The following is a 13,685-nucleotide window of genomic DNA, read 5'->3' as shown; positions in this document are numbered from 1 at the left end:
GGCCCTTCGTATAGACAATTCTATAAAACAGACATTTTAGCATGGATTTTCCTCTTCGATTTATGAGACTACCTATACCCGTACTGAGCATCCTGCTAATAACCCAGACTGCCTACGCCCAACTTACCCAAACCATCCGCGGGCGGGTGGTCGACAAAGAATCCAAGTACCCGCTGGTGGGCGTTACCGTCCAGCTCACCGACGTCACTCCTACGCTGGGCACCATTTCTGACACCGCCGGCCGCTACCGGCTCACCAACGTGCCCGTAGGCCGACATACCGTGCGACTTTCACTGGTGGGGTATAAAGACGCCCTGCTTAACAACATCATTGTCGACGCCGGTCGCGAAACCATCCTGGACATTGATCTGGAAGAAGCCATCCAGCAACTATCAGCCGTGACCGTCAAGGCCCAGCGCACCGGCGATGCCCGCAACGAGATGGCGCTGGTCTCGGCCCGCCAGTTCTCGGTGGAGGAAACCGACCGCTACGCCGGCAGCCGGGGCGAACCCGCCCGCATGGCCTCCAACTTTGCCGGCGTGCAGGGGGCCGACGATTCCCGCAACGACATCGTTATCCGGGGCAACTCACCCATTGGCGTGCTCTGGCGGGTGGAGGGGGTAAGCATACCTAATCCAAACCACTTTGCCATTCCGGGTACCACGGGCGGGCCGGTGAGCATTATCAACAACAAGTACCTGGCAAACTCCGACTTTTTCACGGGAGCGTTTCCGGCCGAGTTCGGCAACTCCATGGCCGGGGTATTCGACCTGCGGCTGCGCAACGGCAACAACGAGCGGCACCAGCGGTCGTTTCAGTTCGGCTTTCTGGGTACCGAGGGCCTGGTGGAAGGACCCATCTCCCGCAAAGCGGGCAGTTCGTACCTGGCTTCGTACCGCTACGCCAACCTCTGGCTGTTCAGCAAAGCCGGCATTGATATTGGCACCCAGGCTGTGCCGAGCTACCAGGATGCCGCCTTCCGGTTCAACTTTCCGCTGAAGAATGGAGGGAACATAGCGCTGTGGGGATTCGGCGGCACCAGCACCATCGACATCCTCATCAGCAAGCAGGAAGTGTCGGACCGCAATATTTTCGGCCAGAACGACCGCGACCAGTACTACACCTCCCGCATGGGGGTAGCGGGCCTGAGCTATAACCAACCACTGAGCCGCAACACCTTCCTGCGGGCTACGCTGGCCGTGTCGGGCAATTCGCAGGGGGCCGGCGACGATTACCTGTTTATCCGGCGCGACAGCCAGGGCAATCTCCAGGTGCAGAACAACCGGTTTGTCATCGACTCACTACGACCGACGCTGAGCTACCGGTTCGCCGAAACAAAAACATCGCTGGCAATGTCGGTCAACCATAAATTCAGTCCGCGCAGCACCCTGAAAGTAGGGTTAAATACCGACCTGTACCTGTTCAGCTACAACGACAGTGTTCGCACCATTACCGAAACCGCCACCAGTGTCCGGCTGAGCAACTGGACTACCCGCTGGGATAGCCGTACCTCGGCCGTGATGCTGCAGCCGTATATCCAGTGGCGCGTTAATCTGCTGCGCAACATGACGCTGAGCACCGGCCTGACCAGCTTGTACTTCTCGCTGAACAACAACAGCTTCTCGCCCATTGAACCCCGACTGGGGCTATCGTGGGACTTACCCAACCGCCAGAAGATCAGCCTGGCTACGGGTATGCACAGCCAGATACAGCCCGCCTATGCCTACTTCTACCGCTTTACCCCGGCCGGTACTTCGTTGCCCCGGAGTGACTATAACCGCGATATGGGCCTGACCAAAAGCTGGCACTACGTAGCGGCCTACGACCGCCTGCTGGGCCGCAACATGCGCCTGAAGCTCGAAGCTTATTACCAGAAATTGTTCAATGTGCCGGTCGAGCAGGGTAACAGTTCATTTTCGATCCTCAATACCGGCGCGGGTTTTTCCAGGATATTCCCCGGCAAGCTGGTCAACGAAGGTACCGGTCGTAACTACGGCGTAGAGCTAACGCTGGAAAAATTCTTCAGTGACAGCTACTATTTCCTGGTCACCGGCTCCCTGTTCGACGCGAAGTACCGGGGTGCCGATGGCGTGCTGCGCAATACCGACTTCAACGGCCGGTACGCGTTCAACGCCCTGGTGGCCAAAGAGTTTACGTTCCGCAGGGGAGACCGGCGCGGGTCGAGCCTGAACCTGGGCGCTAAGTTTACGGCTATCGGCGGCCGGTGGTACGGTCCCGTTGACGAAACAGCCTCGCGGCTGAATCAGGATATTGTCTACCGCAATGCCACCCGAAATACGCTACAGTTTGCCCCTTATCGCCGACTCGACCTAAAGGTGGATTACAAGATCAACCGAAATAAGCTTACCCACACCATTGCCGTCGATCTGGTAAATATCCTGGGTATCCAGAACCTGCTGTCGCTGAGTTACGCACCCCAGCCCGACGGCACCTTTATCAAGCAGGAGTACCAGTTGGGTTTCCTGCCCGTCTTCTTCTACCGCATCGATTTTTAACCGAAACCACCAAACCTTACTATGCCCATTCGCCTGCTCCTGACCGCCTTCATCAGTATTGTGCTGACTGCCTGTCAGCGGCAAACCGCCTTCTTTCAACCAACGGCTCGCATCCAGTATGAAGCCGCTGCCCAACCCGCAGCGGCAGTTGTTGTGGTACCGTCAGATTCAGTATACAGGCAGACTCAGGTGGACGCCACCTCTGAGTTGCCGCTGGTGATGACCGCTACGGCTGCCGAGCCCCTTCGTCAAACCGTTCGGCCGGCTAAACAGCAACGGGCCTTTCGGGAAACCATCGTCAGGGCCGTGGGCACCCAAAAGCACATCCGGCCGGCCGACGAGTCACCAGCCCGACGGCCGGCCCGTAACGCCCTCATTGCGGGTTTGCTCGGGGTAGCGGGTCTGGCCGTAGCGATCCTGATTCCCAACGCGTCGATCCTGCTTTTGCTGGCACCTGTAGCGGGCATCTGGGCTGTTGTGGCTGCCATCCGCGCATTTAACCGGTCGCGAAAAGGAGACCCTCAACGGGGCAAAGCAACAATTGGTCTGATCCTGGGTATTCTCCTCCTGGTGGTCACGGTATTATTTGCGCTGGTTATTGCCGCCTGGGGTGGCGCTTTTCAGTAGAGCCGAAATTCAATACCTTTGGCTTGCACTTGCCTCAAACTAACTATGCTACGTAAACTGCTTTACCTGCTGGTGCTGGCGTCCTGGACCAGCTTTGCCCAGCAACCTGCCCCCAGTTCATTTATCCGGGACAACTATCAGAAGTATGAATACCAGATTCCGGCCCGCGACGGCACCAGGCTGTTCACCGTTGTGTACGTGCCGAAAGATGCCTCGGAGACTAACCGCTACCCCTTTCTGATGCAGCGCACCTGCTACAGCGTGGCCCCCTACGGACCGGACAATTACGCGCAGCGCCTGGGGCCCTCACCTACGCTAATGCGGGATAAATACATTTTTGTGTACCAGGATGTGCGGGGCCGCTACATGTCGGAAGGTACCTGGACCAACATGACGCCCAACCTGCCTGACCCGCAGCCGACGGCAACCGCCAGCCGCAAAAAAGGCAAAGCGACTGCTGCCGTATCAATGGCCGGGGCTCCGGACGAAAGCTCCGACACCTACGATACCATTGAGTGGCTGCTGAAGAATGTAAAGTTCCACAACGGCCGTGTGGGGCAGTGGGGTATCTCCTACCCCGGCTTTTACACTGTGGCCGGGGCCATTGATGCCCACCCGGCCCTGAAAGCCTCGTCGCCCCAGGCCCCGGTGGGTGATTTCTTCTTCGATGATTTTCACCACAACGGCGCGTTTATTCAGGCCTATATCTGGACGTATCCCGTATTCGGTATTCAGCACCCAAAGCCGACGACCGAAAACTGGTTTGCCCCAGCGATGATTGAGCCCGAAACCAAAGATGGCTATCAGTGGCAGTATGATTTAGGGCCACTAAAGAATGCCAACAAATTCTACCAGGATAATTTTTTCTGGAAGGAGACGGTGGAGCACCCGAACTACGACGAGTTCTGGCAGAAACGTAGCATTATACCCCACCTGAAAAACGTTAAACACGCCGTGATGACCGTTGGCGGCTGGTTCGATGCCGAAGATTTGTACGGGCCGCTGACGATCTACAAAACACTGGAGAAGAATAACCCCGGCACGTATAACACGCTGGTGATGGGGCCATTCGGACACGGGCGCTGGTCGGCGGAGACGGGCCATACGCTGCACAGCAACGTTTACTTCGGCGACAGTATCGCTACCTTTTACCAGCGCAACATTGAGGCCCGCTTCTTTAACCATTTCCTGAAAGGGCCCGGCGACGGAAAAACCGGCCTGCCGGAAGCCTACCTGTTCGATACCGGCCGGAAAGAATGGAAAACCTTCGATAAGTGGCCGGCTGCTGCGACTCAGAACCAAACCTATTTTCTGACTGCAAATGGGCAACTGACGCAGCAGTCCGGCAATGGCACTGCCTTTTCCGAATTCATCAGCGACCCCATGAAACCGGTGCCGTACACCGAAGACCTGAGTACGACCGAGACCTTTACTCCGTTCAATTATATGTCGGAAGACCAGCGGTTTGCCGGTCGGCGTCCCGATGTGCTGGTGTTCCAGACCGAGCCGCTGACCGAAGACGTAACGCTGGGCGGAGAAATTACGGCCAAACTCAAGGTAAGCACCACCGGCACCGATGCCGACTGGGTGGTGAAGCTGATCGATGTATATCCGCCCGACGAGCCGAACCACGCCTATATGCCGAACAAAAACATTATTCTGAGCAACTATCAGCAGATGGTGCGCTCGGAAGCCATGCGCGGGCGGTTCCGTAACAGTTTTGAGAAGCCGGAGCCGTTTGTCCCGAACCAGGTGACCGACGTTACCTTCCGCCTGCAGGATGTGCTGCATACCTTCAAAAAAGGCCACCGCATCATGGTGCAGGTGCAGAGTACGTGGTTCCCGCTCATCGACCGCAACCCGCAGAAGTACGTCGACAACATCTTCAAAGCCGACGCAGCCGATTTCCAGAAGGCCACGCATCGGGTATACGGAAATTCGGCCATTGAGGTGCAGGTTTTGAAGTAACGTACCCCGGACCGGCTGGCCGGAGCCATGTAATTCCGGCCGTTGAAAACCCACAAACATTGTAAAAGGCATAAAACGGCCGGAATTACATGGCTCCGGCCAGCCGGTCCGGGGTACATTACTTGCCAGCGGCTCTGTTGGCGTTTTACCGTAGCACCTTATCTAGCAATCCTTTCAGATAAACTACCTGCTCCTCCAATTGCTTAATCTGCCCTTCGTACAACTTACGCTCGTTGTCGAAATTCTCCTTGCCTAAAAAGACTCCATTATTTGCTGTAGCATGTGTATGCATAGCACCAAAGATTACCAGTTTATCATCAAAGCCTATTAGCTCGTTTAATTCTACTTTCAACACACTGGCAATCTGTTGCAAACGAGACAGTGAAATATCCGTTTCGTCTCGTTCAATCTTGCCGTAGCCTGCCTGCGACATCTGTAAAGCCTCAGCCATATAATCTTGCGTGAAATTTCGTAGTTCACGCAGCTTTTTAATCTTATTTCCAATTTGCAGCGGTTCCATAGTTGTAATAAATTATTACTCTAAGTTGCTAATATACCACTATAAGTTTTGAAAGATCACTAATAGTTATATTTTCTTAGTGGTTACGCTTTTTGTAACCTTATGATTCCGCAACTGTCTGAAGACGAACGTCTTTTCCTGATTGATAAACTCCAAAATGGCGAACCACTTCCCGCTGACTTCAAATACAAGCTCTTCCCGACCCTTCAACGCGAATACGAGTTAGTATATGCCGGCAAAATGCGTAAAGAAGACTTGTTAGCCGACGAGGACGGAACCACCGCCATGCCGTTACAGGTCGAAAAGGTGTTTAACGGCACACGTGAAGGTTTTGCTGACGGCTGGCGCAACCTGATGGTGTTTGGTGATAACCTTCAATTCCTGAAAACCCTTTACGCCAACACGGACGAACTCATCCGCGACCGCGTAAAAGGACAGGTAAAGCTAATTTACATTGACCCACCGTTTGCAACAGATTCAGATTTTAATAGTAAAACTGGCCAACTAGCCTACACGGATAAAGCGAAAGGCAGTGATTTTGTTGAATTTTTACGACGCCGACTTATAGTTGCAAAGGAGATACTGGCAAGTGATGGTACTATATATGTGCATTTGGACGTAAAAAAAGGACATACTATTAAGCTGCTTCTTGATGAGGTATTTACAGGCTTTCAATTTGCCGAAATAGTTTGGGTTTGTGGGCTCATGGGGTCAGGCAAGTTCTTCCCAAAAGCCCATGAGACTATTTATTGTTACAAAGCACCTAACGCTGCCTTTAATCCTCCTCCTCGGCTGGGCTATTCAAAACGTATAACAAATGCGTTGGTAAAGGATGAAAATGGTTGGTTTTACACCAGAGGTAGAGAGAGTAGTGGCGGTTCCAATTACCTTAAAACATACATCTGCAAAAATCCAAATCTAACTAAAGAGGAAGCCATAGAGGAGGCAAACAAAAACCGTCCTCAGACTGCGTGGGATGTTTGGATTGGAAAGGACGAAATTGCAGAAGCATTCAATGACTATCCAGTTGGTACGTATGCTTTTGTAGAACAGGATAGCACCGGCTACCCCACCCAAAAACCAGAGGAACTGCTAAAGCGCATAATCGAAGCCTCTACCAACCTCAACGACATTGTTTTCGACTTTTTCGGTGGGAGTGGCACCACTGCCGCTGTGGCCGAAAAATTGGGCCGTCGCTGGATTACATGCGACATCGGTAAGCTGTCGTTCTATACCATGCAAAAGCGGCTGTTACAGATTCAGAACAGCAAAAGTCTGACTAATCCCAAGCAAAAACACGGCATCCCAGCCCGCACGTTTGCCACTGTTAACGCCGGGTTGTACGACATCGCCAAACTCAACCAACTCGACCGCGACAATTACCGGGCGTTCGTACTGAATCTATTTGAGATAGACCCGAAGTCTCAACATATAAACGGTATTCGGGTCGATGGGCAGCGATTCGGCTACTATGCCATGATTTGGAACTTCTGGGACTTCAAAGAATCGGAAGTGGATGAAGATTTTCTGAACGACCTGCATAGTTCATTGCGGGGTCGGGTGGGCAATCGGTTTTACATCATTGCCCCCGCTAATCAGGTTGGTTTCATTGCCGATTACCATGAGATTGAGGGTGTGCGGTATTACTTTCTGAAAGTACCCTACCAGATTATTCAGGAACTGCACAAAAAAGAATTTGCCCGGTTCCGTCAGCCGCAGAGCAAAAGTAAAATCAATGACCTGTCTGATGCGGTGGGGTTTCACTTCATGCGGCAGCCAAAGGTAGAAAGCCGCCTGGAAGGAAGCGAGCTAATTATCAGTCATTTTACCTCCCTGTATTCAGAAGAAGGCACCGGACGCGACATGGCAAACTTCGAGAGTCTGTCGATGGTGCTTTGGGACGCCGACTATAACGGTAGTGAGTTTTTGATGACAGGCTCTGTGTTTGCTGCCGACCTGATTGCCTCCCGCAAACAGAAGCAGAAAGACCTTGAAAAAGCTGAATCTGAAGGAGGAAACCTCTTTGTCGAACAACTCCGTCAGGAACTGACAAACCAAACCGATTTACGGATTCCGCTTACCTCGGTGGGTGCAAGGGTAGCTGTCGTATTCATCGACATCTACGGAAATGAGTTTAAAATAGAATTTAAGCCAGTGCAGTAATGCAGGAAATTAAAACATATAATACACAGGATTTAGTGTTACAAGTCAGCACTAATTACGACCCCATAAAACTAAATCTTTCGGCTTGGGACCGGTATCTGGATATTCTTTGTCAGGACCGGGCTTATCAGAAAAAGGCTATACAGACCGCTATTATTTATCTGTTTTCGGGCAAATACGCGACTATTGAGCAGCTTGTTGAAGAAAACTATCGAAAAAACGAGAGCCTGCAGGACCGGTATAATGACCTCATCGACTACAAACGAAGGTTACAGTTGCCTAATCTGCTGTCAGCTACGCTGGATTTAGCAACTGGTACCGGAAAAAGCTTTGTCATGTACGGCATTGCACAACTGGCACTCGGCCTGGGCTTTGTCGATAAAGTGCTGGTGCTGTGTCCGTCTTTAACCATCGAAAAAGGACTTACCGAAAAGTTCAGGGAACTGACCACGAACAGTACTTTAAAAAACGCGATTCCGGCACTGGCGGTATATGCCAACCCAAGCATTATCGACGGTACCCGCACGATTCAGAACGGAGACATCTGCATAGAAAACATCCACGCCGTGTATGGCCGCAACAGCAGTTCCATTCAGGATAGTCTAGGTTTTGGTAAAGGGGAGCGTTGTCTGGTATTAAACGATGAAGTACATCATGTGTATAACAAAATCATCGGAAACGATGCTGACAGTAAGGGTCTTAAGAAATGGAAAGAGTTTCTGTTAAACAATGGTTTTGGGTTTCGGTACATGCTGGGCTTCACGGGAACGGCCTATGTTGAAAATGATTACGTGAACGATGTCGTCTACCGGTATTCGCTCCGGCAGGCAATTGAAGACGGCTTTGTCAAAACGGTTGACTACGTAGCCAAAGACGAGCAGACACAGGAACGCGACGAGCAGTTCCAGAAGATTTACCAGAACCATCAGCGTAACAAAGACTTATATGGCAGCAAGCTGAAGCCGCTGACGCTCCTTGTGACGCAGGATATTATTCAGGCCGAACGACTCAAGGAAGAATTATGCGAGTTTCTGGTCAGGAAAGAAAACGTACCGATTGAAGGCGTGCGTTCAGACAAAGTGTTAATTGTGACTTCAAAACACAAACAGAACGTTGAGTTGTATCTACCTCATGTCGATAAGCAGAACAGTACGTTTGAATGGATTGTCTCGGTATCAATGCTGACCGAGGGTTGGGACGTTAAAAACGTCTTTCAGATTGTACCGATGGAAGAGCGGGCATTTAACTCAAAACTGCTAATCGCACAGGTGTTAGGTCGGGGATTACGTTTACCCGCAGATTACCCAAAAGCCATCGTAGTAGTCTTTAACCACGACAACTGGACCGGAAAAATTAAGGGACTAGTCGACGAAATTCTGGAACTGGAATTGAAGTTGGTGGCGCAACCGCTCCAAACCGGAGAACGGGCTAACTACCACTTTACGGTGTACAATATCAATTACACCAAAACGCAGGAAGAAACGCCAGTAAAACGTCCAAACGCGGTTTTCGATTATTCCAAAGAAGAGATAAAATTAGCCGCTCAGATAGATGCGTACAACCCAATTACCACATTTGTCAACACCAGAGCGCACGAGCGAACCGTCGAATATCGCATTGAAAAGGAGCTTTTTTCGGTCGAAAGTATTGTCAATAAGATTTATGAAGAATTCAGGATTCGAGAGTGGGAAGGAGTCACGCTAAAATTAAAAGACGGCGAGTACACCAAGAACAATCTACCACCGAAAGAGGTCATCGAACGGCTTATCCGCAACTCAATGGAGGCTCGGGCAATTGAGGGAGATTATCTGGATAAGCACAACCAACAGGCTATCTTCAACTCTTTTAACACTTTGCTACGTAAGACTTCCAAAAAGGTCGTCACCAAACGGGTGGCGACAAAACCAATTGCAATTTCGACCATAAACCGCGAACGGGAAACCTTATCCGTCAGTAACCTTCGGCGCGACAGCAGTGTATTTTACAGCCCGGATTATGAGACAGAACTGGTAGATGATGAGGTTCGGGCTATTTGTACAGCCGTGTTAGAAGATGAGTCCTTGCCCAGAAAAGCAATAAAAGAGGTTAAGACTGCTTTACTGAAAACGCCAGTTGATTTAGTTTTTAGCACAGCCGAACCGGAGCGAAAATTTATCGAACTATTAACTAAACCCGAAAATGCGGCCAAAATAACGGCTTGGGTTAAGTCGAAAAACCAGCGGTTTTATGAGATTGAGTACTCCATCACCTCCGATGCTGGCAAGCATAGTCGATTGGGGAAGTTTAATCCTGATTTTCTGCTATTGATTAAGACAGACGAACACGAATTTGTGCTTGTAGTAGAAATAAAAGCAGATGGCGATGTAAGCCCCGAGAACAAAGCCAAACTACGCTATGCCCGGCAACATTTCCGGGAACTGAATACCAGTCTGGAAGAAAATGGTATTGCTCAAACATACCTGTTTCATTTTCTAAGTCCACAAGACTACGCAGAGTTTTTTGGGTATTTACAGGATGGACGATTGGTTTATAAAGATGACCCGTTCAGGAGTAGGCTGGAGAATTTGCTGGAAGATTGATAAAGATGTTTATTAGAAGATGCTAGGTGAGACAGGTTACGGGCTGATTGATTCAGAAAAATAACCATAGAACTAAAATCCCGTATGAAATTAGGAGGCTATTTTATGTACCCCGGAATGTAATTCCGGCTTACATAATCCGGAATTACATTCCGGGGTACGGGGTACATTACTTCAAAAACAGCCGCTCCAGCAGTTCGGCTTTGGACCGGCGGGAAACGCCCACTTCGCTGCCGTCGGCCAGAATAACCGAGCCGCCTTCGCCCCTGATGTATTTCTCGACAAAATTCAGGTTGATGATATGCGATTTATGAACCTTAAAGAACGTCTCCGTATCGCACAGGTGGTCGAACTCGGCGATGGATTTGGAAGCCACGATCTTCTGCTTGCGGCTGCAGTAAAACGCGGTATAACTGCCCATTGCTTCAATGCGGATAATGTCCGACAGGGGCAGCAGTAAAATGCCATCCATAGTGGCAATGGGCAGCTTCTTTACTTTTTCGGGTTCGCCCCGCAGGCTTTTCAGCAGGTGCTGGAACTCCCGGAAGTGGTTCCGGTCTACTTTCTCTTTCAGACAAGCGGTCAGCCGGTCGAGCGTCTTCCGAAGCTCTTCCTCATCGACGGGCTTGAGCAGGTAATCGAACGCACTTACACGGATGGCCTGAATGGTAAACTCATCGTGGGCCGTAGTAAACACTACCTCGAAATCCAGGGCGGGCAGTTGCTCCAGCAGATCGAATCCGTTCATGCCCGGCATCTCTACGTCCAGAAAAACCACATCGGGCTTCAGCCGGTTGATCTGAGCCAGCCCATCTTCGGGCTCTTCACACATCGCCACGATATTGATGGGGCTATTGTATTTCAGGAGCTTGTGCCGGAGCGTAATCAGGGCCGGCCGCTCGTCGTCTATCAGAATAACGTTCATGGCTGTCGGGTTAAAAAGAGTTGGGGTTTGAGGTTTACACTACCGGCGTTTCGGTTTGCCTGGTCAAGGGTAATGTAAGAATTACTTTGGTTCCGGTTTTCTCTCCTTCCAGGATATCGACCACTTCTACCTGGTAGGGCGTAGCCGAGATCTCGCTCATCACGGCCATTCGTTCGCCGGTAAATTTCATGCCGAGCGACTGACTTTTGCCCGGCCGGCTTGTGCGCATCCCGGCGGCTTTCTGCCGGCCAATGCCGTTGTCTTCAATGGTGCAGATCAGTTGCTCATCCTGCACGGACAGATCGATGTGAAGCCGGCCGGCTGTGTCTCGTTTGTGCCGTAATCCGTGCAGAATGGCATTTTCCACGTACGGCTGAAGCAGCAACGGAGGAATGGTATACGGCTGTTCGAGCAATAGCGGACTTACGTCTACGGTATGCGAAAACCGGTTGTTGACCCTGGCCTCTTCCAGTTGGATGTATAGGTTCAGCGTCTCAATCTCGTTTTTGATCGGGATATGCTCGTACAGGGAGTTTTCGAGGGTTGCCCGGATCAGCCTGGAAAATTTCTGTAAAAAAGCCGTGGCTTCGTCGGGGCGGTTTTCGATGATATAAGCCTCGATGGTGTTCATGCAGTTGAACAGAAAATGCGGGTTCATCTGGTCGCGCAGCGACTTGAGCTTAATGCGGGCCAGTTTCCGGGCGAACTCGGCCCGAAGGTTTTTCAGCCGCACCTCTTCCAGTTCCGACTGCTGCCGCATAATCTCGGCATTTTTTAGCTCCAGTTCATCCACCGACTGCTGCAACGCCTGCGTTCGCTCCGCTACCTTCTCTTCCAGCAGCCGGTTCTGCTCACGCACCAGCCGCTCGTTTTCCTGCAACTGCGCAATGGCCGCCTGCTGCGAATAGAGGTTCTCTTTCCGGAAGCTGTTGAGCCGGTCGGCGAGGGCGAAAGACAACACGGTGGCTTCGCAGGCAGCCCCCGACGCATACCCATAGGCCGTGAGCAGGTATTTGAACGAGAGGACGTCCATCAGGGCCAGGATAGTCGACATTGCCCCCAGAATATACAACCCCCAGCCGACCAGGTAGTAACGCGCCGGCCGGTATCCTGCCCGGAAGGTCAGCACGCCGGCCGTAAAGAGCGACACCAGCCCGAAGAGCGTCAGCGGATAGAAGATCGTCTCCGCCACCGACAGGCCGGCAATCTTCAGCAGGCCAACCACGAGCAGCAGCCAGACAACCCCCTTGAAAAACTGGTTGAGCCGGGGCCGGTACTGATCGAGGTGCAGAAACCGTGTTGAAAACAAAATGGCAAAAACAAAGGTCAGCACGCGGGTGACGAACGAAACCCGGTCGTCGTTAAGCGGGGGAACGCTTCGCCAGAACAGATCGTAGGTCAGGCCCTCGTACATCATAAACATCAGCCCGGACAGCAGCACGTAGCAGCAGTAATACAGGTAGGTGCGGTCGCGCAGCATCAGGTAGATACAGAAATTCACGATGGCCATCACCAGCATAATGCCCAGAATGGCCCCATTGAACAGTGTTTCGCGATACAAGTGCTGAACAATCGGCTGAATTGTTCCCAGCAGAATCGGAAAATGAAACCGGCTGCCCTCCTGCACGGCGAGATACACCTCCGTGGGTGCATCGCCCAGTTTCAGTACCACGCTGTTGGTCAGGAAATACCGGTTCCGGAACGGGCGGTACGTGCCGGTATGAAACGCAGTGCTGCCGGCCGGGCCGGTGATGTAGGCATCGACGGCGTTGATATCCTGGGTCCGGAACAAGAGGTACAGCGGTTCGTTCGCCCGGTTTTGCAGCGTAACCTTCAGCCAGATGCGGGCGCCTGTCAGCCCAAAGTTCAACACATCCTGCCGGCTGGGTTCAAACAAAGAATCGGGTAGCTGTCGGACCTGCCGGATGTCGAGGGTGGCCTTCGGGTCTTTGTAGATGCGCACATGCCGGCCCAGTTCCAGCAGCGACTGCGTATAGGCGTATATAACCTCACCGGCCGACTGAGCCATCAGCGGAGTACCGGACAATCCGGCCGAAAGTATCCTCAAAAGCATCAGCAGGCTCTTCAGGTATCTGGTCAGGCTGTTTTTCATGGTCGGGTTTAGCGGCAGATCTACTACCTTATGCGTTCGGTTTCTTAGTCGATGACACCCGAAGAAAGATAAACATTTGAGGCATTACCGGCGCAAATTTTTGAGGAAAAGGCAGAATACCTGTGAGTCCCGTAATACCGCCGTTGCTCAAGTCAGGTCCGCCGTTCCCCAAGTAGCGCCGGCGGCAATTAGCATCTCACACCAACTTTAGACCAGGCAAGCCAGCCGCTTACACCGTTTCAGCTCGTGTGACTATGAAACCCTTTTTTTCGAC

General features: G+C 51.8%; 8 protein-coding genes. 5 read left to right on the top strand and 3 right to left on the bottom strand.

The genetic code is table 11. The features are described from left to right. Positions 1-62: 62 nt before the first annotated feature. Genes ABD931_RS25885 through ABD931_RS25875 form a run of 3 tightly spaced genes read left to right on the top strand, consistent with a single transcriptional unit; the run spans position 63 to position 5,111 of the window. Positions 63-2,516 carry a carboxypeptidase regulatory-like domain-containing protein gene (locus ABD931_RS25885; RefSeq protein WP_345270932.1) on the top strand — a complete coding sequence of 818 codons (2,454 nt, stop codon included), beginning with the start codon at positions 63-65 and terminating at the stop codon, positions 2,514-2,516. A gap of 21 nt (positions 2,517-2,537) precedes the next feature. Then, the gene (locus ABD931_RS25880) at positions 2,538-3,143 is read left to right on the top strand and encodes a hypothetical protein (protein WP_345270931.1); all 606 of its coding nucleotides are present in this window, start codon (positions 2,538-2,540) and stop codon (positions 3,141-3,143) included. A gap of 45 nt (positions 3,144-3,188) precedes the next feature. Beyond that, a complete protein-coding gene (locus ABD931_RS25875) occupies positions 3,189-5,111 on the top strand; it encodes a CocE/NonD family hydrolase (protein ID WP_345270930.1) in 1,923 nt (640 codons plus the stop codon). A 145-nt stretch (positions 5,112-5,256) separates the two neighbouring features. Here the strand turns inward: ABD931_RS25875 and ABD931_RS25870 are convergent, their stop codons facing one another. Further along, positions 5,257-5,631, bottom strand: coding sequence for a helix-turn-helix domain-containing protein (locus ABD931_RS25870; RefSeq protein ID WP_345270929.1), 375 nt, complete (start codon positions 5,629-5,631; stop codon positions 5,257-5,259). Positions 5,632-5,733: 102 nt separating this feature from the next. On the opposite strand from ABD931_RS25870, the gene ABD931_RS25865 reads away from it, so the two are divergent. Together ABD931_RS25865 and ABD931_RS25860 are read left to right on the top strand one after the other, a co-directional pair. Further along, entirely contained in the window at positions 5,734-7,794 is a 2,061-nt protein-coding gene (locus ABD931_RS25865) for a DNA methyltransferase (protein WP_345270928.1), read from the top strand. Further along, positions 7,794-10,373, top strand: a complete 2,580-nt coding sequence (locus tag ABD931_RS25860) for a DEAD/DEAH box helicase family protein (RefSeq protein ID WP_345270927.1) — start codon at positions 7,794-7,796, stop codon at positions 10,371-10,373. The genes ABD931_RS25865 and ABD931_RS25860 overlap by 1 nt, the downstream gene beginning before the upstream one ends. Positions 10,374-10,542: 169 nt before the next feature. On the opposite strand, the gene ABD931_RS25855 is transcribed toward ABD931_RS25860, so the two are convergent. Beyond that, positions 10,543-11,298: a LytR/AlgR family response regulator transcription factor gene (locus ABD931_RS25855; protein ID WP_345270926.1), complete on the bottom strand. Its 756-nt coding sequence runs from the start codon at positions 11,296-11,298 to the stop codon at positions 10,543-10,545. A 34-nt stretch (positions 11,299-11,332) separates the two neighbouring features. Next, positions 11,333-13,411, bottom strand: coding sequence for a 7TM diverse intracellular signaling domain-containing protein (locus tag ABD931_RS25850; RefSeq protein ID WP_345270925.1), 2,079 nt, complete (start codon positions 13,409-13,411; stop codon positions 11,333-11,335). Between the last annotated feature and the right edge of the window lie 274 nt (positions 13,412-13,685).

The sequence above is a fragment of the Nibrella viscosa genome, from assembly GCF_039541875.1.
In the GTDB taxonomy this organism is placed as follows: Bacteria; Bacteroidota; Bacteroidia; order Cytophagales; family Spirosomataceae; genus Nibrella; species Nibrella viscosa.
Note: the sequence above shows the minus strand (reverse complement) of the source record. Positions and strands in the feature narration are given on the sequence as shown.